Annotated in this window: 20 protein-coding genes and 1 rRNA gene; 17 read left to right on the top strand and 4 right to left on the bottom strand. The window is 50.6% G+C overall.

Translation table 11 applies throughout. The annotated features are described in order from the left end of the window. A 23S ribosomal RNA gene (locus C3B52_RS14170) occupies positions 1-231 on the top strand; the annotation flags it as partial. A 193-nt stretch (positions 232-424) separates the two neighbouring features. Beyond that, the gene (locus C3B52_RS14165; protein WP_103106774.1) at positions 425-1,165 is read left to right on the top strand and encodes a DUF2161 domain-containing phosphodiesterase; all 741 of its coding nucleotides are present in this window, start codon (positions 425-427) and stop codon (positions 1,163-1,165) included. 48 nt (positions 1,166-1,213) lie between these two features. Here the strand turns inward: C3B52_RS14165 and C3B52_RS14160 are convergent, their stop codons facing one another. The 3 genes from C3B52_RS14160 to C3B52_RS14150 are packed head-to-tail and all read right to left on the bottom strand — an operon-like array spanning position 1,214 to position 3,019. Then, positions 1,214-2,419, bottom strand: coding sequence for an NAD(P)/FAD-dependent oxidoreductase (locus tag C3B52_RS14160; protein WP_103106737.1), 1,206 nt, complete (start codon positions 2,417-2,419; stop codon positions 1,214-1,216). Further along, positions 2,412-2,750 carry a (2Fe-2S)-binding protein gene (locus C3B52_RS14155; RefSeq protein WP_103106735.1) on the bottom strand — a complete coding sequence of 113 codons (339 nt, stop codon included), beginning with the start codon at positions 2,748-2,750 and terminating at the stop codon, positions 2,412-2,414. The genes C3B52_RS14160 and C3B52_RS14155 overlap by 8 nt, the downstream gene beginning before the upstream one ends. Continuing rightward, positions 2,747-3,019: a (2Fe-2S)-binding protein gene (locus C3B52_RS14150; RefSeq protein WP_103106733.1), complete on the bottom strand. Its 273-nt coding sequence runs from the start codon at positions 3,017-3,019 to the stop codon at positions 2,747-2,749. The genes C3B52_RS14155 and C3B52_RS14150 overlap by 4 nt, the downstream gene beginning before the upstream one ends. A 20-nt stretch (positions 3,020-3,039) precedes the next feature. Between C3B52_RS14150 and C3B52_RS37785 the strand changes: the two genes are divergently transcribed. The 8 genes from C3B52_RS37785 (at position 3,040) to C3B52_RS14115 (ending at position 10,754) form a co-directional block, all read left to right on the top strand. After that, positions 3,040-3,171: a hypothetical protein gene (locus C3B52_RS37785; RefSeq protein ID WP_268811887.1), complete on the top strand. Its 132-nt coding sequence runs from the start codon at positions 3,040-3,042 to the stop codon at positions 3,169-3,171. 25 nt (positions 3,172-3,196) lie between these two features. Next, complete coding sequence (locus C3B52_RS14145) at positions 3,197-4,270, top strand: M24 family metallopeptidase (protein WP_103106772.1); 1,074 nt, start codon at positions 3,197-3,199, stop codon at positions 4,268-4,270. Positions 4,271-4,510: 240 nt separating this feature from the next. Then, positions 4,511-6,175 carry a peptide ABC transporter substrate-binding protein gene (locus C3B52_RS14140; RefSeq protein WP_103106731.1) on the top strand — a complete coding sequence of 555 codons (1,665 nt, stop codon included), beginning with the start codon at positions 4,511-4,513 and terminating at the stop codon, positions 6,173-6,175. A 21-nt stretch (positions 6,176-6,196) separates the two neighbouring features. Next, positions 6,197-7,348 carry a branched-chain amino acid ABC transporter substrate-binding protein gene (locus C3B52_RS14135; protein ID WP_103106729.1) on the top strand — a complete coding sequence of 384 codons (1,152 nt, stop codon included), beginning with the start codon at positions 6,197-6,199 and terminating at the stop codon, positions 7,346-7,348. A 43-nt stretch (positions 7,349-7,391) separates the two neighbouring features. Beyond that, positions 7,392-8,294 carry a branched-chain amino acid ABC transporter permease gene (locus tag C3B52_RS14130; RefSeq protein WP_103106727.1) on the top strand — a complete coding sequence of 301 codons (903 nt, stop codon included), beginning with the start codon at positions 7,392-7,394 and terminating at the stop codon, positions 8,292-8,294. A gap of 3 nt (positions 8,295-8,297) precedes the next feature. Continuing rightward, entirely contained in the window at positions 8,298-9,302 is a 1,005-nt protein-coding gene (locus C3B52_RS14125) for a branched-chain amino acid ABC transporter permease (protein WP_103106725.1), read from the top strand. Further along, positions 9,268-10,041, top strand: coding sequence for an ABC transporter ATP-binding protein (locus C3B52_RS14120; RefSeq protein ID WP_103106724.1), 774 nt, complete (start codon positions 9,268-9,270; stop codon positions 10,039-10,041). The genes C3B52_RS14125 and C3B52_RS14120 overlap by 35 nt, the downstream gene beginning before the upstream one ends. Next, a complete protein-coding gene (locus tag C3B52_RS14115) occupies positions 10,038-10,754 on the top strand; it encodes an ABC transporter ATP-binding protein (RefSeq protein ID WP_103106722.1) in 717 nt (238 codons plus the stop codon). The genes C3B52_RS14120 and C3B52_RS14115 overlap by 4 nt, the downstream gene beginning before the upstream one ends. A 220-nt stretch (positions 10,755-10,974) precedes the next feature. Here C3B52_RS14115 and C3B52_RS14110 read toward each other — a convergent pair whose 3' ends face one another. Next, the gene (locus tag C3B52_RS14110; RefSeq protein ID WP_373419726.1) at positions 10,975-12,687 is read right to left on the bottom strand and encodes a sigma-54 interaction domain-containing protein; all 1,713 of its coding nucleotides are present in this window, start codon (positions 12,685-12,687) and stop codon (positions 10,975-10,977) included. A gap of 178 nt (positions 12,688-12,865) precedes the next feature. Between C3B52_RS14110 and C3B52_RS14105 the strand changes: the two genes are divergently transcribed. From C3B52_RS14105 to C3B52_RS14075, 7 genes are all read left to right on the top strand, one after another. Further along, a complete protein-coding gene (locus C3B52_RS14105) occupies positions 12,866-14,065 on the top strand; it encodes an NAD(P)/FAD-dependent oxidoreductase (protein ID WP_103106719.1) in 1,200 nt (399 codons plus the stop codon). Next, positions 14,062-15,087 carry a 4-hydroxyproline epimerase gene (locus tag C3B52_RS14100; RefSeq protein ID WP_103106718.1) on the top strand — a complete coding sequence of 342 codons (1,026 nt, stop codon included), beginning with the start codon at positions 14,062-14,064 and terminating at the stop codon, positions 15,085-15,087. Before C3B52_RS14105 ends, C3B52_RS14100 begins: the two co-directional genes overlap by 4 nt. Positions 15,088-15,133: 46 nt before the next feature. Further along, positions 15,134-16,018 carry a dihydrodipicolinate synthase family protein gene (locus C3B52_RS14095; RefSeq protein WP_103106717.1) on the top strand — a complete coding sequence of 295 codons (885 nt, stop codon included), beginning with the start codon at positions 15,134-15,136 and terminating at the stop codon, positions 16,016-16,018. Between the two features lie 15 nt (positions 16,019-16,033). Then, positions 16,034-17,473, top strand: a complete 1,440-nt coding sequence (locus C3B52_RS14090) for an aldehyde dehydrogenase family protein (RefSeq protein WP_103106716.1) — start codon at positions 16,034-16,036, stop codon at positions 17,471-17,473. Between the two features lie 30 nt (positions 17,474-17,503). Next, positions 17,504-18,508, top strand: coding sequence for a proline racemase family protein (locus tag C3B52_RS14085; RefSeq protein WP_103106715.1), 1,005 nt, complete (start codon positions 17,504-17,506; stop codon positions 18,506-18,508). A gap of 311 nt (positions 18,509-18,819) precedes the next feature. Then, positions 18,820-19,176 (top strand): YisL family protein, encoded by a 357-nt coding sequence (locus tag C3B52_RS14080; protein WP_103106770.1) that lies wholly within the window; start codon positions 18,820-18,822, stop codon positions 19,174-19,176. A 154-nt stretch (positions 19,177-19,330) separates the two neighbouring features. After that, the gene (locus C3B52_RS14075; RefSeq protein WP_103106714.1) at positions 19,331-25,885 is read left to right on the top strand and encodes a carboxypeptidase regulatory-like domain-containing protein; all 6,555 of its coding nucleotides are present in this window, start codon (positions 19,331-19,333) and stop codon (positions 25,883-25,885) included. Positions 25,886-26,025: the final 140 nt, after the last annotated feature.

Here is a 26,025-nt window from a genome sequence, read left to right as displayed (position 1 = left end):
GGATGGACGCACCGCTGGTGCACCAGTTGTCACGCCAGTGGCACAGCTGGGTAGCTATGTGCGGAAGGGATAAGCGCTGAAAGCATCTAAGCGTGAAGCCCCCTCCAAGATGAGACTTCCCACAGCGTAAGTTGGTAAGACCCCTCATAGACGATGAGGTTGATAGGTTCGGTGTGGAAGCGTGGTAACACGTGGAGCTGACGAATACTAATCGGTCGAGGACTTATCCACACACTCTTAGCAAGCATGCAGATCCAGTTTTCAAGGAATGAGAATAAGCGAGAGTCAATCCTATGGATTGGCTCTTTTTTCTGAACGTATACGAATTCATAGGAATGAAGGAATCGGGCATCAAATGATGGAATTTTGATTCAAATGCGTCCAAGGAGATTTGCTCGTGATAAAAACGAAAGCGAAAGCAAAAATGAGAACAAAAACAGAGAAGCGCTATGAAGTAGATTTGTACGAGCCGATTCGTACACATTTTGTCAAGCAAGGCTACGAGGTTTTTGGGGAGGTCAAGCATTGCGACGTGGCAGCGATCAAAGAAGAGGAGCTCGTAATCGTCGAATGCAAGCTCAATTTGAATATGGAGCTACTCATCCAGGCAACGAAAAGACAGCGATTAACGGATCAGGTCTACGTGGCAATCCCGCAGCCCAAATACAGCTTGTTCTCCAAAAAGTGGCATGATATTGCGCATATGATCCGACGATTGGAGCTGGGCTTGATCCTTGTCTCCTTTTCCAAAAACAAAGCAACCATGGAGGTAAAAATAACTCCGGGTCCATTTGATCGGCAAAAAAGCATGCGGCAAAATCATCGAAGCAGGAATAAAATCATTGCTGAAATAAAGGGACGGTACGGGGATTACAATGTAGGCGGCAGCCATCAAACAAAGATCATGACAGCCTACAAGCAAAGCTGCATCCAGATTGCCAGTCTGCTTCAACAAAATGGACCGATGTCACCGAAATCACTGCGGCAAATGGGAACCGGAGATAAAACGTTATCCATTCTAACCAAAAACTATTATGGATGGTTTGAAAAGGTGAAACGGGGCGTGTATGCAGTGACCGATGCAGGAAAAAACGAAATAGCAGCCTATCCAGAAATGGTTGAGCATTATGTGCAAATGCAAAAGGAGGGGGAGCTTACGCGCTGACAGAAGCCGCAGCCGTAAGCCCCCTTTTTTGTGTCGATTAGCGTAGCGCTATTTTTCCATACATGCAGTCGCCATTTGCCCAACCAACGCTCGGCCAGCCCTGATTTCAGGATGAAATTGGATCGTTGCGTTTTGACGCACATGCTCGACTTGGCGAATCGCTTCCTGAAGAAGACTCTGGTCTGTCAGCGCGCCGTGCGTAGATGAAATGGATAGTCCCGCTAAAGTTCCTTGGGCTATTGCTACCTTTGCGCTTTCAATTCCGGTGATGTTGCCCGCGACAAAAAGCCCGGGCAGCGGTGTTCTCATTCTTTCATCGTGAATCGGTACATGCCCACCTAAAGAAGGCACATAAGCAAATGGACAACCCGCGATAGCAGCCAATTCAGCAAGCGGGCTCAAACCGCCTGCGATACAGACAAAATCAGCAGGAATCAACTCCTCGGTTCCGGAGATAGGCTGACCGTCTGGCGTAATGCGTGCGATTCGGACTCCTTCTACCTGCTCGTTGCCGACTATCTCGAGTGCGGCTGTACGGAGCTGGATCGGAATCCCCCACATGGAAAAACCTTTGGACGGATACAAGGAAACGCCAAGACGCTGCATCCAGTTGCCATTCATGAGCTGACTCCCAAAGCGAATCAACGGAGAGGGAGCCAGGTGGGCCACCCGCAAAAGAGAGCGCATAACGGCTTCAGGCTGCCCTGCATTTCCCGTAAGGACAGAGTGCGGAGGCAGAATCATTCGATCCACTTTTATTCCCGCCAGCTGCAGCTCCCGGGCGATGGCAACAGATAAAATATTCACGCCGATGACGACTCCGCGCTGACCGACCCGTACGCGCTGGACATTTGTCATCACCTGTGCTGCCCCGATGGACATGCTCCCAGGCAGCGTCCAGCCAGGTACAGGAACAGCAGTCTCCGAAGCACCTGTAGCGATGAGCAGCAACGGGGTTGCTATCTCTCCATCTGTAGTAGAAACCACCCAACCGTCTGCTGTACGAGTCACATTGTAGACAGAAATGCCGCAGTTTATCTCAACGCCGAATGACCTTGCCTCTTGATCTAATCTTGCTGCTTCGGCGATCCCATTCCACCAAGTTCCATTCGGCTCTTGATGCAGCTGTCCTAGCAACCGTCCTCCTGATCGATAAAATTCATCTACCACCCGAACGGATAAACCATGTCTTGCACAAGCGATTGCGGCTGACAAGCCTGCAGGTCCTGCGCCAATGATGAGTACGTCAATCATGTCCTACGCCTCCTTTTTTCAAAGGGGTAGGCAATACGATTCCAGCCGTTACGTCCATTCCGTCCTGGACTAAAGTCATACATGCACGCACAGTTGGGACACCGTTCACGGTTACACGGCACTCATAGCAATGACCAATGTTGCAGTAGATTCCCCGTGGCGTTCCCTTTTCTTCATGTACGCGCAGAGAACGGACACCCGAGGCCAACAGGGCAGCAGCAATTGTCTCTCCCTCATAAGCGGTATAGCTAGTTTCATTAAAAGTAAAATGCACCAATTTTCCCTGATGTAAAGACCCTAGGACGGGGTGGTTCAAAATGCGTTGGCTCATGACGATCTACCTCCGAGAGTCGTAAACGAGATGGGACGAACAGGTGGCTGGTATCCAAGTGGTACAGTATGTGATGGCACTTGGCCGGTTGTTTGTTCGATGATCTGATCAATGAATGTACGGCAAGTACGTCCACCGCAGCAGCCCATACCAGCACGTGTTCTCAATTTTAATTCACGCGCCGTACATTGATAGGCTTGAGCGGTCTCCAGTAGATCAGCCAGCGTTACTTCTTCACAACGGCAGACAATGAGCTGATGCGAGTCCATGTGAAAGCCCTCCTTTTTGTTTGCGTACCATTGAAAATGCAAATGTCGTGCCAGCATTCTGCCTATATTCGAATCGAAAAGAATTGCAGCAGCTCGATGAGGCGAGTACGATTAATGGCATAGGTATTGCTAGATTTTCTTTTGGAGTATAAAAAGCATGCGAAAGGAATGACAAAGATGGAGAAAGTGAATCGCCTTCGCCAACAATTCACATCAATGGGAGTGGACGGCATCCTAATTACGAATGCGCAAAACCGCCGTTATTTAAGCAATTTTACGGGTACATATGGCGTCCTACTCATCTCCAGTGATCAAGCAAAGCTGCTGACTGATTTTCGTTACACAGCTCAAGCAGCTGCACAGGCAACAGATTTTGAGATCGTTTTTTTGCCGACAAAGGAATCTGTTTATTCAGAGGTAGTTCGCCTTGCTGATGAAATGGGGATCAAGACACTGGCCTTTGAGGAAACGAACGTAACGTATGCTCTGCACCGCAGCTATGCAAACGCAGCTAAGGAACAAATCGAGCTCGTTCCTACTTCAGGAGTAGTAGAAGGCTTGCGGATGATCAAGACTGCTGACGAGCTAGCCAAGATCCAGAAGGCTGCTGAAATTGCAGACGCAGCATTTACACATATTACTTCGTTTTTGCGTCCAGGTATCAGTGAGCTCGATGTGTCTAATGAATTGGAAATATTCATGCGAAAGCAGGGAGCATCCGGCTCCGCCTTTGATATCATCATTGCCTCTGGTCATCGTTCTGCCCTGCCACATGGGGTAGCAAGCGATAAACTCATCGAGACCGGGGATATGGTAACGATGGATTACGGTGCTCTGTACCAAGGCTACCGTTCAGACATTACGCGAACTGTAGCAGTAGGGGAGCCTTCCGATCAATTAAAAGCGATTTATGGTATCGTTTTGGAAGCGCGCAATCGGGCAGTAGCAGGGATTCGCCCTGGTATTACGGGCAAAGAAGCAGATGCGTTTGCCAGAGATTACATTACCCAGCAAGGCTTTGGGGAGCGATTTGGTCACGGAATGGGTCACGGAGTAGGCTTGGATATCCATGAAGAGCCGTTCATGTCCACACGCTGCGAACTGATCATTCAAGAAGGTATGGTCTTGACGGTTGAGCCAGGGATTTACATCCCGGATGTAGGTGGTGTGCGAATCGAGGACGATATCGTCGTAACAGCAGAAGGAAATCGTGTACTGACGAGTGCCGCGCGCGACTTGATTATCCTGTAATACCCTGTAAACAAAGAAGCTAAGAAGCCCTTGATCATGGAAGTGGTCAAGGGCTTATCTTTTTTAGTATAAAACATAATTTGTCTAATATTTAAAACACATATAGTCGTGTGTGTCTAAAAAACGATACATATAACGGTGCGCAATAGTATGATCCCTCTCTTTTCCATTTGGCACACCTCTTGCATTTTCAGTATTTTGTAAAAATTAAATCACTTTAGAGAATGAGGGGTTGATCGTTTGAAACGAAGTATTTTTGCCCTTATCAGCAGTGTTGCCGTTCTGGGAGCGGCGCTTGCAGGATGTGGGGGACAGCCAGCGGCCAAACCAGCAGATCAGTCGCAGCAAGGCCAAACGCAAGCACAGTCAGCAACACAGCCTGCACCAGCAGAAAAGCCAAAGGAACCACAGGTGTTGCGCTGGAATCTTCACTCCGAGCCACCTACAGGTGATCCGGGCTTGGCAGAAGACACGACCTCAGCGGCTATTACCAAGGCAGTTTTTGACGGTCTGACACGTATCGGACCATCTGGTAAGCCAGAGGAAGCAGTTGCCGAAAAAATCGACGTTTCCAGCGATTTGAAAACGTATACATTCACTCTGCGTGATTCCAAGTGGAGCAATGGTGAACTAGTTACTGCGCATGATTTTGAATATGCGTGGAAGCGTGCACTTGATCCGAAAACAGCGTCCAACTACGCTTACCAGCTCTATTACATCAAAAATGCGGAAAAAGCCAATAAAAGTGAAGCAAAGCTGGACGATGTTGGTGTAAAGGCAGTAGATGACAAGACATTAAAAGTAGAGCTTGAGAATCCCACTCCGTTTTTCCTGGAGCTGACGGCCTTCCAAACTTATTTCCCGGTAAATAAAAAGGTAGTTGAATCTACTCCAAACTGGGCAGGAGATGCCAAAACTCATTTGGGTAACGGACCGTATAAGATGGAAGTTTGGGATCATAAGAGCAAAATGGTTTTGGTAAAAAATGATAATTACTGGGACAAGGATAGCGTCAAGCTGGACAAAATCGAGTTCTCAATGGTAGAGGATGAGAACACAGAGCTGTCCATGTTTGAAAATGGAGAGATCGATTGGGCAGGATCTCCGATGAGTTCTTTGCCTACGGACGCTATGCCTGCCTTAAAGGACAGTGGCAAACTACAAGTAAAACCAGTTGGTGCCACGTATTGGTATAAATTCAATACAGAAAAACCTCCGTTCAACAATGTGAAAATACGTAAAGCGTTTGCCTACTCGATCAATCGTCAAATCCTGATCGATAACGTACTCCAAGCAAATCAACAGCCAGCCATGGCAGCTGTTCCCCCTACGATGGCACTCAATCCGGATGGCTACTTCAAAGACAATGACCAAGAAACGGCTAAAAAGATGCTGGAAGAAGGCATGAGCGAGCTGGGGATTAGCAAGCTTCCAGCAGTGACGCTTGTGTATAACACTTCCGAAGGACATAAAAAAATTGCTGAGGCCATCCAGGATCAATGGCGCAAAAACCTCGGCGTAGAAGTGAAGCTGGAAAATCAGGAATGGAAGGTATACCTCGAAACCATGCACGAAGGCAACTATCAGGTAGGCCGCCTGGGCTGGTCTGGTGATTTCAACGATCCGATCAACTTCCTGGAGCTGTTCAAAGAGAAAAACGGAGGAAACAACGATACGCGCTGGGAGAATCCGAAGTTCAAGGAGCTGTTGAATCAGTCAGCCACAGAGGGCGATCCAGAGAAGCGCAAGGCAATCCTGCGTGAAGCCGAACAAATCATGATGGACGAGATGCCGATCATGCCTATCTATTTCTATACACATACATGGGTGAAAAATGACAAGGTAAAAGGAGTCTTCCAGGACGGTTTGGGTGCGATCGACTGGAAATGGGCATCCATCGAATAATAGTCGAACGGGGGAAGGGCTATGAAAAAATGGGGAAGTGCGATTGTTGCAACGATGTTAACATTCTCACTGGCTGTAGCAGGATGTGCAAATCAAGGACAGTCTTCAGGCTCAGGCTCTGCGGGCGGAGATGAGATTTTGGTCGGGGTGCTTCTACCTGTAACGGGGAACAATGCGACCGATGGAAAAGACATGCAAAACGCGATTGAGATGGCAGTCAAAAAAGTGAATGATGCTGGCGGTGTTCTCGGTAAAAAACTGAAGATTGAAGTGGCAGATGATGGCTGCGATCCCCAAATGGCTACGACTGCTGCCAACAAGCTGGTATCGCAAAACGTAGTAGCGGTGGTAGGTGGCTACTGCTCGGGAGCAACACTGCCTTCATCCGGTGTCTTCAAAAATGCCAATATCCCGATGATTGTTCCTGCAGCGAATTCAGCCAAATTGCCTGCCCAAGGCTATGACACCCTGTTTTTAATTAATGGTTTGACCCCTGACCAGGCACAGACAGCCGCTGACTACATGGCCGCGAATCAGGCGAAAAAGGTAGCTCTTGTTCACGACAATTCTGCGTATGCCAAAGACCTTGCTGATTTTGCCAAGACAGCTGTCGAGAAATCAGGAGGAACGGTCGTCGCTTATGAAGCCATTAACCCCGAAGAAAAAGATTTCAGTGCATTGGTCACCAAGCTTAAAGGTATTGGACCCGAAGCGACTTATTTCACCGGCTATTATGCGGCAGGCGGTTTGATGGTCAAGCAGTTCAAGCAAAAAGGCGTCTCCGGTCTCTTCTTCGTAGGAGATGGATCATTTAGCGAGGATGTCATTAAAATCGCGGGCGCAGAAAACGCTGAAGGGCTGCTGATTACGGCTACTCCGACCGCTGAGTTTATCGAGGGCGCCGAAGCCTTCACCACGGAGTACAAAGCGACCTACAACAATCTGGCGCCCGGACCGTTTTCTGCACTTAGCTACAATGCCGTAAATCTTCTCGCAGATGCTTTGAAAAGAGCCAATTCTACAGACCGTGATGCGCTCAAGAAAGCGATCAAAGAGACGAAAGACTTCAAAGCACTGGGCCAAACCATTTCCTTTAATGCACAAAACACCTTGGACACTTCAAACTTTGCCGTATTAAAAGTGGCGGGTGGCAAGTTTACGCTGGCGAAGTAGCAGCGGAGGGCTTTGTCCATGAAAAGAGGAAAGAGGTGAATGCATGGATATTTTGGTCCAGACTCTCGCTGATGGGTTGGTGATCGGTGCTTTTTATAGCTTGATTGCCTTAGGGTATACGATGGTTTTTGGGATTATCAAGCTGCTTAATTTCGCGCACGGTGATCTATACATGCTCGGTGCATTTGTCGGGTATACGCTGCTTAGTGTTGTGAGTGGAAATGGATCGGGTGCTGGCTTGATGGGAATCATTGTCGTGCTATTTTTGACGATGGTAATTGTCGGAGCAATCGGAATGGGGATCGAGCGGGTGGCTTATCGGCCACTTCTGCTCGCCCCGCGTCTCTCCATCCTGATTACGGCGATTGGCGTATCCCTTTTTCTAGAAAATGGCTCGATGCTGTTTTGGGGAGCGCAGTATCAGGTGTATCCGCTCCAGCTGTCACATGATGGGTGGGAGGTATTCGGAGCGCACATTACGTATACCCAAATCGGACTGGTTATCATCTCTGCGCTGCTGATGCTGGGCTTGCACCTGTTCATTAGCAGAACTCTCTATGGAAAAGCGATGAGAGCAATCGCTCACGATCAGACAGCTTGTCATTTGATGGGAATCAACGTACACAAGGTGATCGCCCTGACCTTTTTTATTGGAGCTTCGCTGGCAGCAGGCGCCGGGACGATGGCAGGCGCGTATTACGGAACGGTCAATTTTATGATGGGCTTTATTATCGGACTCAAAGCGTTTACGGCAGCCGTCCTGGGAGGAATCGGCAGTATACCTGGCGCCATGCTGGGCGGGCTGCTGCTTGGCATGATGGAGACGGCAGGAACATTCCTTTTTGGCGGATCGTGGAAGGATGTTGTTGCCTTTTCCCTCCTGATTTTGATCCTGGTGCTGAAGCCAACGGGCATCATGGGCGAAAAAGTAACGGAGAGGATGTAGCGGATGAACCCACTCGGAAAAAAGCTCTCCATTATCCTATTGCTCGTCGTGGCATGCTGCCTTCCGTTTCTCACCAACAACTATTGGCTCGATGTAGCGACTCTTGCCTTGTTTTATATCGTTTTGGCACAAGGACTGAATGTGGTCGTCGGCTTTGCTGGACTTCTTGATTTGGGCTATGCCGCTTTTTTTGCGGTCGGAGCGTATACGACAGGGATTTTGATGACCGTGTATCAATGGTCGTTCTGGATGACGCTACCCGTCTCGATGGTAATCGCGGCAGTAGTTGGCGTCATCATCGGAGCACCGACGCTTCGCCTGCGTAGTGATTATTTGGCGATTGTGACCTTGGGCTTTGGAGAAATTATCCGCATACTGGCGATCAATCTCGATATCACGGGCTCTGCCTCGGGCATATACGGGATTCCTCGTCCTTCTATCGGCAGCTATGTGCTGGCAGGTCAAATGGACTTTTACTATCTGATCCTGATCATTGCCATTCTGGCTGTTCTTGCGGTGAAAAGGCTTGGCTCCTCAAGAATCGGCAGAGCCTGGATGTACATTCGCGAGGACGAGGACGCAGCAGAGGCGATGGGAATCAATCGGATCAAGATGAAGCTGCTGGCGTATTCGATCGGAGCCGTCATCGGCAGCCTGGGAGGCTCTGTCTTTGCGGTAAAAATGAGCGCGATTGCTCCACTCAGCTTTAGCTTCACTCAATCGATTATGATCTTGCTCGCGGTTGTGCTCGGTGGCCTGGGCAGTATTCCGGGTGTAGTGCTGGGTGCGGTACTGGTCATCGCGCTGCCGGAGCTGCTGCGGTCAGTAGAAGACTGGCGCTATCTGATTTTCGGTGTCGCTTTAGTGGCGATGATGCTCTTTCGACCACAAGGCTTGTGGCCCGCGCGCTACGAAACAGGTAAGGATACGGCGCATGAAGCTGATGCGGTAAGGACAGAAGGGAGTGACAGAGATGTCCAGCTTGACAGTGAAAAATGTAACGCTTAAATTTGGCGGTCTCACGGCTGTCAGCGATCTGTCATTTGAGATTCCTGCTGGCTCGATTACGAGTATCATCGGACCGAATGGCGCAGGTAAGACGTCCGTTTTTAACATGATTACCGGTTTTTATCGTCCAACAGCGGGTCAAATCATGCTGGGCAATGAAAATCTTGTCGGGAAGAAGCCAAGCCAAATCACACAGCGAGGCTTGGCACGCACCTTTCAAAACCTGCGCCTGTTTCCCAATTTGACTGTACTGGACAATGTGAAGTCAGGCATGCACAGTCGAACGAAGCAAACGGTCTGGGGAGCGCTGTGGCATACGCCAGCACAGAAAAAGGAAGAGCGGCTCATAGAAGAAGTGGCACGCGATTGTCTGGCGTTTGTCGGGATGGAGGCTTCCCGTTACCGCATCGCGAAAAATTTGCCGTACGGGGAGCAGCGCTATCTGGAAATTGCGAGGGCATTGGCAACAAAGCCACGTGTCCTGTTGCTGGATGAGCCAGCAGCGGGGTTGAACTATGAGGAAAAAGAGAGTCTGATTGAGCTCATCAATCGCATCCGCCAGAAGTACGAGCTGACAGTCCTCATTATCGAACATGATATGGGCCTAATTCATAAAATCTCCGAAAATGTGATCGTCCTCGACTATGGACAAAAAATTGCCGAGGGAGCTCCTGCTGAAGTCCTGAATCATCCCCGCGTCGTGGAGGCCTATCTGGGTAAGGAGGAGGAGGCGATGTGAGTACACTTTTGACAATCGACAGCGTTCATTCGTTCTATGGAAAAATCGAAGCGTTGAAAGGAATTAGTCTGGAAGTTCGCCAAGGGGAGATTGTGGCACTTTTAGGGAGCAATGGAGCAGGGAAGAGCACGACACTCAAAACGATCTCCGGGCTTGTTCGTCCAGGCAAAGGAGATATTTTGCTGAACGGAAAAAGCATCGTCGGTTTGCCTGCTCATCAGATCGTCGAGGAAGGAATCATTCATGTGCCAGAAGGACGGCGGATTTTTGCCGGCTTGACCGTCCGCGAAAATCTAGAGCTGGGCGGATTCACGCAAAAGAAAAAGAAAGATGTGATAGCGGCCGGGATTGAACAAGCGTTTTCCATGTTTCCTCGCTTAAAGGAACGGAGCACACAATTGGGAGGAACACTCAGTGGCGGAGAGCAGCAGATGCTGGCGATTTGTCGGGGCTTGATGGCGCGTCCCAAATTACTGATGCTCGATGAGCCTTCCATGGGACTTGCCCCGATTATTGTGCAGGAGATTATGCATATCATCAGAGAAATTAACAAGCAGGGCACGACGATCCTTTTGATCGAGCAAAATGCCAAGGCAGCACTTCGGCTTGCGCACCGCGGCTATGTCCTCGAAACCGGGCGAATCGTCATGGAAAACACGGCAGAGGTACTGCGCGGGGACGAATCCATCGTCAAGGCTTATCTCGGAGCGTAAGAAACAGGAAGGCTGCTGTCAAACGACAAAGGAGGAATCAACCATGGAATTGGTCCGTATTTTGTCTGAGGTCCTACCCCCGAAAAGCGGATGTGATTACCGCTTTGTACGTCGTCGCCTTCTCTTGTTTTTTTCTCGCAAAGAAAGAAAAACGTGCCCTTAGCCGAGCTGTCAGGCTGTCGAGAATGATCGACAGCCCTTATTTTCCCCTGTGCAAAGATTACTTATTTAATTTGTTGTACAGGGTAGCACGTGAAATGCCCAATCGCTTGGCGGCAGCCTGCTTGTTGCCGTTTTCCAGCTCAATCGCCCGCAAAATGACGCGGCGTTCATGTGCCTCCAGCTCTTCTTGCAAGGAGATCAGGTCATTCGGCAATTCGATCGGAGAGGCTTTGGGCTGTCCTTGCAGCGAATACGGCAGGTCTTCTTCTTTTATAACTCCATCTGTTGCAAAAACGACCAGTCTTTCTATCGCATTTCGCAGCTCGCGAATGTTGCCTGGCCAGTCATACTGGAGCAGGTTCTGCATGACGTTTTGTGAGATCGCATGGACAGGTCGGTTGTAGCGCAGAGAAAATTCATAGAGGAAAAAGTGCGCCAGCTCAATCGTATCCTCAATGCGCTGACGTAGCGGAGGAATCTTTAACGTCACGACATTGAGACGGTAGTACAGATCCTCGCGAAATTTCCCTTCCTTCACCAAGTCCTCCAGATTTTTATTGGTCGCAGCCACGACTCGAAAATCAGCCTCAATCTGCTTGGTTCCACCTACTGGATAATACTTTCTTTCCTGTAAAACGCGCAGGAGCTTCACCTGCATATCGAGCGGCATTTCGCCTACTTCATCCAGAAAGAGTGTGCCTCCGCGAGCAAGCTCGATCATTCCTTTTTTGCCTTTTTGATCGGCCCCGGAGAAGGCACCCTTTTCATAACCGAACAGCTCACTTTCAAACAAGGTCGGCGAGATCGCGCCACAGTTGATGGCGACGAATGGCGCATTGGCACCCTCACGAACATCATGCACGGCTTTGGCAAACAGCTCCTTGCCGACACCGCTTTCGCCAAGGATCAGTACTGTAGCTTCCGTGGCATTCAGCTTTTGGATCATCGATTTGATTTGTCGGATGGCGAGACTGGTTCCTTTGATTTGCTGAAAGGGATCTGCAGACGGACTCAGCTTGGCCATTTCCTGTTGGAGGTGATTGACCTTTTTGTTGGCGTTAAGCAGCTCCTGATTGAGTCTGACCTGACTGGTAATGTCTGTTTCGGCAGCGACAGCACCAATGATCTTGTCATGCAGGTAAATAGGGTTGGTATTAATCAAAACGACGAGATCCTCTCTGGGTTGATGCTGATGACGATAGAGGGAATGTCCGCTTTTCAAGGATTGAATCGTTTCGAGCATCTCCAAAGGGAAGAAATCTGTAATTGGCTTGCCGATGATGTCTTTTTGCTTCAAGGAAAAAATGCTTTCGGCTCCTTCTGTCCAGACCATGACGCGGGCCTGCTCATCAATGACGGAAATAGACGCATCCATCGTCTTGATCATCGTTTCAAAATACGCTTCAAGAACCTCGTAGGACTCAAATACAGCCTGCAGGACGCGAGAACGCTCGAGATAGCCGATCGGCTGTGGCGCTTCTTTTACGATCAAGAGATAGGAATATTCACTGAGTAAGGAAATAGCCTGGGACATAGGGAGATCGGCATGGATGGCGGTCGTTTTTCCCCAGGGGGGCAGCGCGAGATTAATGGGTATCTGTGCAGATAACTGCGAGGAGCGGGCAATGTGCCAGCCGCTTGTGTCTTCGACAAACACAGGAACATCAGTTTCGTGCTGATGAATGAAGAAATGCTCGTGATAGCGGGAAATCAGCATGTTCGTCTGCATGAATTCGGTCAAAGCAGGCAGTTTGTGTTTCAACCCAACCATCCCTTTTTAAGAGTGTATAAAAAAGTAAACACTTTCTCATTAATTATACATTCAACATCTGAGTTGTAAAATATTTTAGACAATTCGTTAGAAAAAAAGTGAGAAAAGTGGTTGGCATACTGCTTGCAATGAAAGAATAGCGTGAAAACCGACACTACGCTTTTGAGGAGAATCAACCATGACTGTACAAACCAAAATCCACGCCCAGGTAGCCGTGATCGGTGGAGGAATCATCGGCGGAGCGATTGCCTATTACGCTGCCAAGGCTGGTCTTGATGTTATCGTGCTGGAAAAGGGCGAGCTTGCATCGGGCACATCCTCTCGCTGTGACGGCAACATTCTGGCGATCGACAAGGACCCGGGGTTCGACAGTCAGATGTCGCTAAAAAGTCAGATGCTTGTTGATGAGCTGAGCCATGAATTGGATCACTCGTTTGAGTATCGAGCGCCTGGGAGTATTCTCGTCTGTGAAACAGAAGCAGAGATGGAGGCGGCAAACGAGTGGGTGAGGCGGCAAAAAGAAGCGGGGCTGCCATTTCGGATGCTGGATCGCTCGGATATCAGGCAGGAGTCGCCTTATTTTTCTGACGATTTGCTGGGCGGATTGGAGTGCGCTACAGATTCTACGGTGAATCCGTACATGCTTACATTTGCCCTGTTTGAGGGGGCGAAAAAGTATGGCGCACGGATCATGCAGCGTACCGAGGTAAAGTCGCTCAAACGCGATCAGGCAACAGGTATCTTTCGTTTGGAGACAGGAGCTGGCCAAGTAACGGCGAGGCAGGTCGTGAATGCGGCTGGCGTCTGGGCACCGTATATCGGTCAGATGGTAGGGCTGGATATTCCCATTCTCCCGCGCAAAGGTCACCTGATCGTCGCTTCGAGACAGATGCCTGTCGGGATACGCAAGGTGATGGAGTTTGGTTATCTGATTTCCAAGTTCGGAGGTCAGCGCCGGGTTGATGAAGAGACGGAAAAGTACGGTGTGGCGTTGGTGTTTGAACCGACAGAGAGTCAAAATTTCCTCATCGGCTCCAGTCGGCAGTTTGTCGGCTTCGATACACGAGTGGATCTGAACGTTGTAAGGTGCATGGCCCGCAGAGCACTGCGCTTTTATCCAAAGATTGCGGACTTTGCCATCATCCGCACCTATTGCGGACTGAGACCATGGACTGAGGATCATCTGCCGATTATTTCTCGTGTAGAGGAGATTCCGGGCTATTTTATTGCGGCGGGGCATGAGGGAGATGGAATCAGCCTGGCAGCTGTTACAGGCAAAGTGATGGCGGAAATGCTGACGGAAGCAAGTGAAACGAGTATCCCACTCACGCCACTCAGACATGACCGCTTTACGAAAAAAGGGGTGTTGCATCCATGAAAGCAAGCAGGGTGTTTTCTACGGTCGATACACATACCGGAGGGAATCCCACACGCACGGTGATCAGTGGATTACCCAAGCTGGAAGGGGAGACGATGGCAGACAAGATGCTCCACATGAAAGCGGAGTACGATTGGATACGCACGCTCCTCATGTACGAGCCGCGCGGACACGATGTCATGTCGGGTGCTCTAATCGTGGAGCCGTGCCATCCGGATGCAGATGTCGGTGTCATCTACATTGAAACAGGCGGTTATTTGCCGATGTGTGGGCACGATACGATCGGTCTGTGTACGGCACTGATTGAGACAGGGCTGGTTCCCGTAATAGAGCCTGTGACCAAGCTCAAGCTCGATACGCCAGCAGGGCTGGTAGAGGTGGAGATTCAGGTAGCAGGTGGCAAGGCAGGCGAGGTATCGTTTACCAACATCCCGGCATTTCTCTACAAGCAGGATGTAAGTGTAGAGGTGGAGGGCTTGGGGCGAGTCACCTGCGATATCGCCTACGGAGGTAATTTTTACGCAATTACCGATGCACGTAAGCTAGGGCTTGAGCTAATCCCTTCCAATGCTTCTGCGATCGTCGATACGGCTGTTCGCATCCGCAAGGCAATCAATCAAGAAGTAGAGGTCGTTCACCCGGAAAAGCCATTCATTCGTGGGTTGACCCATGTGGAGTTTTATACGGCTCCCAATCATGCTGATGCCCATGTGAAAAATACAGTCGTCGTCCCTCCTGGCGGCATCGATCGTTCACCATGCGGAACCGGAACCTCTGCCAAGCTTGCGACCCTGTATGCAAAAAGAGAAATCGGCTTGAATGAATCGTTTGTTCATGAGAGCATCGTCGGCTCACTGTTTACAGGAAAGGTGCTGGAGGAGACCAAAGAAGGTGGCCTGACTGCTGTGGTGACACGGATTGCTGGCTCTGCGTGGCTGATGGGCAAGCATACGATTTTTTACAATCCGGATGATGAGCTGGCAAATGGCTTCCTGCTCATCCCGGAGGCAACCGACCATTAATAAATTTACCAAAAAACATAGGAAAAGAACGAGAGGAGAATGAACAATGGGACGATTTGATGGCGTTTATGTAGCACTGGTTACCCCTTTTACAGAGGATCACGAGGTAGATTACAAGCGTCTTACCGAGCTGTGCGAATGGCTCATTCAAGAAGGAATTGACGGGCTCGTTCCGTCTGGCTCGCTCGGTGAATACGCAACGATGACAGGAGAAGAGCGGGCCAAGGTAATTAACACTGTAATTGCAGCGGCAAAAGGTCGCGTGCCTGTTGTTGTCGGTTCTGCAGCTCCTTCTACCCGTCAGGCAGTCGAATGGGTCCAATTTTCCAAGGACGCAGGCGCAGCTGGAGTCATGGCTCTGCCGCCAATCAACTACAAGCCACTGGAAAATGAAGTATTTGCTCACTACGAAGCACTCAATACAGTCGGCCTGCCAATTATCGCGTACAACAACCCGCATGACTACAAAATTGATTTGACACCGGATATTTTGGCTCGCTTGTCCAAAATGGAAAACATCGTAGCGGTCAAAGAATTTACAGGAGATGTACGCCGCATACAGGATATTTTGGCGATGTCCGATTTGGAGGTCATGGTCGGTGTTGACGACTTGGCGATGGAAGGTGCATTGGTTGGGGCTACTGGCTGGATTTCCGGCGTACCGAATGCACTGCCAAAAGAGGGCGTAGAGCTGTTCCGTCTGGCGAGAGAAGGTAATCTGAAGCAAGCCCAAGCGCTGTACCGCAGACTATTGCCATTGTTCCACTTCGACGCGAGCCCACAGCTTGTCCAGTCGATTAAATACATGATGGAGCTGGCGAACTTCCCGGTTGGGCCCACAAGACCGCCACGTCTCCCACTGACAGAAGAATACTACGCGGATATTAAAAAAGCGTTTGACTATGCAGTTGGTGCCGCAAGCAGTCGATAAGGAGGTCAGGCGAGGATGCAAAGCAAAAACTGGATCGGCGGCGAATGGATTACGCCGTCTGGCAAGGAAGTGACGGTCAAAAATCCGTCGCGTCTAACGGAAGAGGTTGGGGTGCTGCATCTATCTGACCGCTCCCATGTACTCGCAGCCCAGCAGGCGGCAAGAGCAGCGCAAAAGTCTTGGGCAGAGCTGACGGGTGCCGCGCGTGGTGAGATTTTATTTCAGATGGCTTCCGTATTGGAAAAGCATGCAGATGATCTGGCCAGTCTGGCTAGCCGGGAAATGGGCAAGCAAATAGGCGAAATGCGCGGGGAAGTCATGCGAGGCGTCAATTTGCTGCGCTACTACGCGGGTGAAGGGATGCGCACCAACGGAAATTTGATTCCGTCAGCCGATACGAATGTCCTGCAATACAGCCGTCGCGTGCCTCTTGGGGTCGTAGCGGTCATCACACCATGGAATTTTCCCGTTGCAATCCCGATCTGGAAAATCGCTCCGGCACTGATCTGCGGCAACACGGTCATCTGGAAGCCAGCTGAAAACGGCTCGCTTACAGCGACGAGATTGGCAGAGATTTTTGCTGAGACCAAGCTGCCGGCTGGGGTATTGAATCTCGTGATCGGAAAAGGGCGCGAGATTGGAAACGTCCTGACAGCAGAGGCGGATATCGATGCAGTCAGCTTTACAGGATCATCGGATACTGGCAAACAAATCGCAGTGGCTTGTGCGGGACGCAATATCAAGTATCAGACCGAAATGGGCGGAAAAAATGCCGCAGTCGTTTTGGCAGATGCTGACTTGGATAAAACCGTACCGATCCTGTTGAGTGGAGCTTTTCGTTCAGCGGGACAAAAATGCACGGCAACGAGCCGGATTATTGTGGAGAAGGCAATCTATCAGCCACTGGTGGAGCGATTGCAGACAGCGATGGCGGCGTGCCGGGTTGGCGAAGCCAGTGATCCTGCGGCATACCTGGGTCCAGTTGCTTCAGCGGCGCAATATGAGACGGTAAACAAATACATTTCCCTGGCAAGTGAGCAAGCACGTCTCGTCGCTGAAAGTCCAGCTGTAGACGCAGCGGATCAGGGCTACTTCATCCGTCCCAAGATTGTAGAAGGTGTAGCTGCCAACCATGCCCTCGTTCAGGAGGAAGTGTTTGGACCGCTTGCTGTCATGCTTGCTGCTGACAATTTTGATCAAGCGATTGAGTTGTGCAATCAGACCGTGTATGGACTCAGTGCCTCGCTGTTTACGCGTGATTTGGCAAGTGCACATCGGTTCCTTGATCTCGCGCAGGCTGGAATGGTTCGCGTCAATCAGGAAACCGCAGGCGTGGAATACCAGGCGCCATTTGGCGGGATGAAGCTGTCCAGCTCCCATACAAGGGAGCAAGGCCAGGCGGCTCTTGAGTTCTACAGCGAAATCAAGACCTGCGCCATCAAATATGCCTGGTAGGTAAAGCAACCTGGTAGAGGTGAGTATACGATGCAGATCAATCAGTTATTTACGACCATTGACGCTCATACTGGTGGGGAGCCGCTGCGGATTATTACAGGGGGAATACCACCGCTCAAGGGCGAGACGATTTTGGAGAAGCGGCGTTATTTTCGTGAGAACCTTGATACCATCAGACGCGTGCTCATGTATGAGCCGCGGGGACACCATGGGATGTACGGGTGCATCATGACGGCCCCGGTTAGCCCGGATGCGGCATTTGGCGTGCTCTTTATGCATAACGAAGGCTATAGCACAATGTGTGGTCACGGGATCATTGCGGTAGTCACAGCAGCAATTGAAACAGGGATCATGCAGGCAACAGCGCCGGATGAGGACATTGTCATCGACAGTCCCGCTGGCCGCATCCTCGCTCGTGCCCATACAGAAGGAACGCAGGTCAAATCCGTCTCGTTTGAAAATGTGCCGTCCTTTGTATTTGCCAAGGATGTCCCGATCGAGTGGGAAGGAAAAGCCTTTCACGTCGACATCGCTTTTGGCGGAGCCTTTTACGCGGTCGTGCATGCTGAGGATATAGGCGTGCAGGTAGAGATTGAGCAGCTACCCGCGCTACAGGAGTGGGGAGCGCGCATCAAGGAACAGATCGAGGCAAAGCTGGAGGTCGTACATCCATTGGAGCCAGAGCTGGTCGGAATCTACGGCGTCATCATATCAGATGAGCCGAGAAAACAAGGCTCCGATTTGCGCAACGTCACGATTTTTGCTGATAAACAAATCGATCGCTCGCCATGCGGCACAGGTACCGCTGCTCGCCTCGCTACTTTATACGCAAGAGGCAAGCTTGCGATTGGCGAGAAGTTCGTCCACGAAGGAATTGTAGGTAGTCAATTTATCGGTACGGTGATCGAGACGACACAAGTAGGCAATTACCCAGCTATCGTCCCAAGTATAGAGGGAAAGGCGTTCATCACAGGCTTGCACCAATTCGTCGTTGATCCGACCGATCCGCTGTCAGACGGATTTTTGCTGAGATAGAATGCTAGAGTGAAAAGACTGCACGCCATGTGCGGTCTTTTTTTGTTTTAAAAAGTAAGACAGGGGGACCACTAGTGGCTGGTGAGAGAAAAAAGGAGAAAAGCGAAGGTCTTTGGAACCGGACAGTCAAAACCCCAGAAAGTGGCCCAAGAACCTGGAGCCTTTTCTCCTTTTTCTCTCCTCCTGAGCAGTCCGAAATAATACGTGCTCCTGTCACAATACTGCCACGTATTTGGACATCTGCTTTTTTCCGACACTTCTGTTATAATGGCTTGGATAGGCTATTTAATGAGGAAAAAGGGGTTGAAATGATGCCTTACAACGCGTTGAAGGAAGCGCATGTCGGAGGTTGGGAAGTTGCGTTTGTCCTGTTGATCGTAGGCTATATCTTGTATCGTTTGGGAAAAGCAAAAGCAGGAAAAATCGTACATATGCTGCTCAGACTCATGATCGTTATCATTCTGGTTTCCGGTGCTTGGCTGCTTTTCCAGTATCATACGAGCGATTTCTACTACTATGTCAAAGGGATACTCGCCATCGTCCTATTCGGCTTGATGGAAATGTCTTTGGGACGTGCCCGTAGAAACGAAGGCAGTATCGGATTCTTCATCGGTGCACTCGTGGTCATGGTGCTCGTGATCATGCTGGGCTACCGTGTGTTTGCATAAGGTTAGTAAAGCAGAAAGGCTTTCGTAGGCAAGGTAATCTTGCAGGCGAAAGCCTTTTTTCGATGGTGGACTCGCGCTGATAAGCCCAAATTGGACGATGACACAGTGCTATACCCTTACGAGCACATATGTTAGAGACGAGAGGTGAGCACAGATGGCCTATCCTTCTGATAATCAGTTTGTCGCTTTTACATTAGGGGGGAGTCCATACGGAGACGTTCCTAATGACGAAAGTCCGGGTTCTGTCGATTTGGTGGGAAACGCTACTTTTCCTGGAGCGTATTTGGCGTATGACGGAACCAATTTATACTTTCGATTGCGAGTCAACGAGGATCCACGAAATACACAAAAAAACGGCTTCCAAAATTTTGCCTGGGGATTTTTGATCAATACAAACGGTGTAGCGGGTACGTACCAATGGATGCTGGGCGTGCAAGGGCTGCGCAATCGCATTGCCTTGATACAAAACACGATCGTCGAATTCGATTCATGGACGGATCAGGCTGAGGGAACAAACGGCAGTGGAGCACCGAACTGGCAGTTGCCGATTATCAATTTTGATACGGCTCGCGTACGGCTCACCAATGACGGCTCCAATTTTAGTGGCAATCCCGATTACTTCATAGACTGTATCGTTCCTGCAGCTGCTTTTTTTTCCACGCTATCCGTTACCTCCCTTACCACCCTACGATTCTTGCCGTTTACGTCTACGAATGATAATAACTACAACAAGGATTCTTTGCGGACGAGCGAAGGGTTCAGCTTTGTCAATTCATTGAGTAACGTGAGTATGGTAGCGGTGGGAGATGTTCGGGCCAGTCTGGCTATCGACAAGCAGCTGACTTCTGGACCTGGCAGCGTCATCACCGGACAGGTGGCGCAGTGGACCGGTACGATCGCAGTTGCAAATACGGGAAAAAGTCAGGCGAATGTGGTCACGGTTCAAGACTTGCTCCAGCTTGATCAGGTTACGGCTTTTGCCGTAAATACGGTGAGCAGCGGCACTGTGAGCTATAATTCGCTAACGAAAACCCTCAGCTGGACTATAGGCAATCTTCCTGTGGCAGCGCTAGCGAGCTTGTCTTTTACAGTAAGCGGGATATTTACGACTTCACCGACCGGAACGCGGCGATTGAATACTGCGACAGCTTCAGGGGTTGATAGCTACTCGGGAGGCACGCTTACTCCGCTTTCGGACACCTTGGATATCACGGTGAGCCCAGCTGGCAGCGTTGCTGGTGTTGTTCTTGACCAATCCACGAATTTGCCTGTTGCGGGTGCACAGGTAGAGCTGTACGACTTGACTCCGGTCCTGATCGGTACGACGACTACAAACGTTGATGGAGCCTATTCCTTTACGGGATTGGCACCTGGGGTCTATTCCGTCTCGGTCACTGCGTCCACTTACGATCCGAAAATACAATTTGTTACGGTAGTAGCTGGCCAGACAACGCGTGCAGATATTTTACTACCGCAAAGTCCAGGGCAAGTGACGGGGACTGTTACGGATGCTTCCCTGTCTCCGATTGCAGGGGCGGTTGTAAAACTCATCAATACGTCAGGTGTCACCGTCAATCAGGTGGTTACCGGGGCGGGGGGAGTCTATCAATTCCTGAATGTCGTGCCAGGCGCTTACACAATCGCCGTGAGTGCGGATACGTATCAGCCAGCAACAGCTGCAATCAGTGTGATTCGGGCCCAGACGACAACACAAAATGTCGTTTTGCAAACGGCTCTGGCTCAGCTTTCAGGTCAGGTAACCGGGCCTGGCAATGTGCCGATCCCAGGGGCACTCGTGGAAGTATTGAATCAGACCGGGATTCTCCTGACGGAAACAACAACAGACGGGGCCGGGTCGTATGTGTTGAATAAGCTGGCCCAAGGCGTCTACCAGATTCGCGTCAGCGCTGCGGGGTATTCCACACAGCTGGCAGGAATCAGCTTGCAGCCGGGGGATGTCAAAATTCTGAACTACAGTCTGACAGCAGCGTTTGGCACTGTGAGCGGGACGATCTCGGATGCACAAACAGGAGACGACATTCCGGGTGCAAGCGTCAAGGTTTTGACTCGCGATGGGCTTCCTGTTGCAGAGACGACAACTGATGCGAACGGGGACTATTCGTTATCCTTGCTTGGGCCGACAACCTATGTTCTCTCAGTTGCAGCGGAGGGATACGCAGGGAAGACAATCGGGTTTGATATTGCGCCAGCGACTGTTACCCAGGTTGATCTTTCATTGGATAAACTGGCGGGGGTACTGAACGGGAGTGTCACAGATACGTCAGGGAATCCGATTGTTGGGGCAGCTGTCATCGTATCAAAGGGTACCGTGCCCGTAGCGCAGGCGATAACGGATAGTGCGGGAACTTTTTCCTTTCCTCACTTGGCACCGTATTCTTATACCGTTACTGCATCGGCCCAGGACTATTCGACGTCGGTGCTCGGGACGGTCGTCATGCCCCAGACAATATCACTGCTGAACTTTGTGCTGCAAGCTTCACCAGGCTCCATAACAGGTCAGGTCACAGACAGTGCGAACCAGCCGATCCAGGGAGCAGTTATTACCATCAGAGAGAACACAGCATCCGGTCCGGTAGTAGCTACGGTGCTTACAGACGGCAATGGTCAATACGCAATTTTTAACCTGCTGCCAAAAAACTACGTTGTTATCGTGTCGGCTCCCAACAAAGCAACCAGCTTAACAGGTGCGATTGTCAGTCCCCTTGCCGTAACTACGGTGAACGCGCAGCTTGCAGACCTGCCGGGGAGTCTTTCAGGGACAATTCTTGACGGGACATCGGGACTGCCAATCATTGGCGCTTCCGTAGAGGTTAGTGTCTTGAATGGTGCAGGAGCTATCGTCGCCCAGGCATTGAGCGATCTCGCAGGAAATTATCAGATTACAGGCCTTTCGCCAGGGGTATACACGATTACGGCAAACGCGGCTACCTATCAAACGAACAGCGCTACGGCTATCGTACTTGCAAATGCCAACACGCCCGTCACACTTTCGTTGTTTTCAAGTCCAGGTGAAATTTACGGGCAAGTAGTTGGAGCCGGAACACTGCAGCCTATCGCCGGGGCGCAAATCAAAGTGCTTGATGCCAATGGCTTCGTGATCAAATCAGTCAACAGCGACAGTCAAGGGAATTTCGCGATCATGGGGCTAGCTGGGGGACAATATATTGTCACCGCCTCAGCTGCTGGCTTTCAAACGAATCAAGCAGGAGCAATCGTATTGCCTAATGCAGCAACTCCGGTCCAGCTACAACTATCCCAAGCAGTCGGAGCAGTCGTTGGAACAATAGGGCCTATAGTTGCAAGTACTACTATCCAGTTGTTCGACATCAATAACTTATTGATTGGCTCTGTCATTGCCGATGGGAACGGGGCATTTCTATTTGAAGGATTGCCGCCGGGTTCCTATGTCTTGACCGCATCCGCACCTGGTTATGCTGTGCAATCCACCGGTGCAATCGTAGTGGCTGGACAGACCACCAGTGTGACGATGACACTCGCGCCAAATCCGGCAAGCATTTCGGGAACAGTACGTGATGCCAGCATGCAGCCGATCGCCACTGCCGTTGTGCGTATCATGGATTTGCATGAGACGACACTGGGCTTTGGAGCGACTGACACAGCTGGGGTCTATACGATCGGCCATCTGCCTGTCGGCTCCTTCATCGTGGCAGCGAATGCCCCCGGTTTTGTCGCTGCTACGATTGGTGCTACGCTTGGACCAGGGGATGTCAAAACGGGGATTGATTTTACCCTCTCAGCAGATGCGGGAGGAATAAGCGGTCAGGTGACAGATGCGAATAGTCCGGGAACCCCAATCTCAGGGGCTGTTGTGCTGATTCGTTCCGCCTTGGACGGAAATGTAGTCGCTTCGGCAAGTACCGACCAGGCGGGGAATTATCTGATTGGAAATATCACTCCGGGAGCATATACCGTCACGATAAGCGCTCCTACCTATTCTGCTCAGACTGTCGGGGTCAATGTAGCAAGTCAACAGACGACGGGAGCCAGCGTTGCACTCCTGTCAATGCCCGGGGCTATTGCTGGCAGCGTTATTAACAGCTCGGGACAGCCCGCTACCGGAGGCCAAATAAACGTCAAGCTGGTTGATAGCAATCAATCGGTTCTTCAAAGCTTACTTGCGAATGAATCAGGCGGTTTTTTCTTTTCAAACGTCGCTCCTGGGGTGTACACCATCCTCGCTTCCGCGCCAGGCTACGGAGTGGGGAGCATTGGTGTTGCGATAACAGCAGGAGCGACGGCAACGACGACAGTTACGTTGGCTGATTTGCCTGCTGCCATCTCTGGTCAGGTAACCAATCAAATGACAGGACTCGGCATTCCTGGAAGCAGTGTTCTGATTACAAACGCCCAAGGTGCACGGCTTTCTACGCTTCTTACCGATGATCAAGGTGTTTTTCTTGCCGAAAAACTACCTCCTGGCGTGGTAAACGTAACGGTAACCGCTCCAAACTTTTCATCTGCATCGCAGTCTGTCATTTTGTCAGGGGGACAAACGGCAAGCTTCCAGACTGCGCTTATCCCGAATCCTGGCAGCTTGTCAGGGACTGTGATTGATCTTGAAACAGGCTTGCCGATCGTAGGAGCAACGATCATCGTCTACGATAACACACGGGCGCCTGTGGCGACTTTAGTGACGGACGCCATGGGCAACTATTACGTAAATAGGCTGGCCCCCGGAGGATACACCGTTAACGTAAATGCTTCCGGATATGCAAGCGATGCTGCCGGAGCAATCATACAGTCTGGCAGTGCTTCTACATTAAGCTTTGCGCTCCAAGACTTGCCCGGCGCAATAGCGGGCACAGTGCGAGAGGAAAATTCGGGCATGCCGATAGCTGGCGCTACGATAACCGTCCGTCAAGGAAGCCCATCTGGGACCATCCTGACGATCCTGCTCGCCGATTCACAAGGACAGTACGTGGCAAGTGGCCTTACTGCAGGCAGCTATACGCTCATTGCGAATGCTGCGGGGTATGCCGCAGAAGCGTCTACCGTTCTGGTTGTACAGGGAGGACTGACCGGTCTCGACTTTTCCTTGCCGAGCTTGCCAGCGGGTGTGACCGGTCAAGTCAGCGACTCCTTGGTTGCTACGCCTCTTGCCAACACCCTCGTCCGTCTGCTGGACAACAATAATACAATTCTGTTTTCTATCCAGACAGACATACAGGGAGTGTACCTGATCAACGGCTTTACGGAAGGAAACTACACGCTTTTGGCAAGAAACGAAAACTATCAAAGGAAGAGTGTCTCTTTTGCTGTAGCCGCTGGAGGAACAGCAACCATCAACATCCCGCTTGATCCAAATCCGGGAAGGTTGCAGGGCGTCGTCAGGGACAGTCTGGATGGAACCCCATTGGTTGGGGCAGAGGTTCTCATCTTTTTCCCTTCCACAAACAATTTACTCGCTCGGACGATTACGGACGGACTCGGGCAATTTGTCATTGATGGCTTGGCTCCCTTGACGTATACACTGGCCATCAGCGAACAGGGCTACGCGACTGCACCTGTCGGGGCGACGATTTTCTCAGGGCAGACCACGGAGATTGATGTCGGGCTAAACCCATTCCCTGCTACGATCACGGGACAGGTGCAAGCAGCGGGAGGAGGAGTCGTTCCCAACGCGGTGGTACAGGTGAAGGATGCGCACGGCACTTTGTACGGCAGTGCGGTCACGGATGACTTAGGGAATTATTCAGTAGGCAATCTCCCGCCTGGAACGTACATCATTAGTGCGAGTCAGGAGAGCTACACCACAGCGATGCAAAGCATTACTGTTACAGCAGGGCAGACAATAAACGGAGTCGTTCTATCGATGGCGGCACTGCCGGGTAATATTTCTGGACAGGTGACCAATCAGCTGACGGGGCTTCCGATCTCGGGAGCGGCTGTTTCGGTGCAAATCTTTTCCAATGGCATGTTTATTACCAATACGGTAACAAATCAGGCCGGGAATTTCCTGATAACGGGACTGCCCCAAGGTTTGTATAATGTCGTGGCAAGTGCAGACGGCTTCGGCACGCATTATACCACCGTTTCCGTTGTCGGCGGGCAGACAGCTGGTGCTTCTATTTCAATGTTGCCGATCGTCGGAGATATAACAGGGATTGTCTTGCTGCCGGATGGTACCCAAGCGATCGGAAACAATATTCAGCTGACATTAATCAATGCAGATGGGATACGATTGCAGAACATCCTGGCACAGCCGGACGGCACATTCCGTTTTGTCAATGTGGCGCCTGGGACGTATACCGCAGTAGGGACGATACCAGGAATTGGCTCTGGGCAAGTGGAGCTAGTCGTTAACGCCAACCAGACGACCGCAATCGTCATTCAACTCTCTCAGACTGGCCGAATCCACGGAACAGTCCGTTCAGGATTGACGGGACTTCCGGTTGCCGGGGCACTTGTGTATGTACAGACATTGAATCAGCCAGTAAGAATCGTAGCGACTGTTCAAACGGACAATCTGGGACGTTACGTCGCAGCCAACCTGGAGCCGGGTAATTATCTGGTTGTGGCCAGAGCTTTGGGCGTTGGCGAGGGGATAGGAACCGTCACATTAGAAGCCGGGGAGATCGTGACTCTCGATCTGGTCCTGAATCCGGCAGTGCGAACAGGCTGCATGAGTATTAGAAGATGTGCCAACGTTTTGTTCACGCCTTTTTAGAAAGTTGGAGGAACACTCCACTTTATATAAAAGAGATGGCGGAAAACTCCTTTTTTGATATAATGGCTGTAGAAATACAGCCTTTTTGTTTTGCGCCTGAAGAACTCGATGAGATCAGCCTTTTTACCCAAGGGGGAGCA

The sequence above is a fragment of the Brevibacillus reuszeri genome (assembly GCF_002897295.1).
GTDB lineage: Bacteria > Bacillota > Bacilli > Brevibacillales > Brevibacillaceae > Brevibacillus > Brevibacillus reuszeri_A.
The sequence above is the reverse complement of the archived record's forward strand: the minus strand, read 5'-3'. Positions and strand labels throughout refer to the sequence as shown.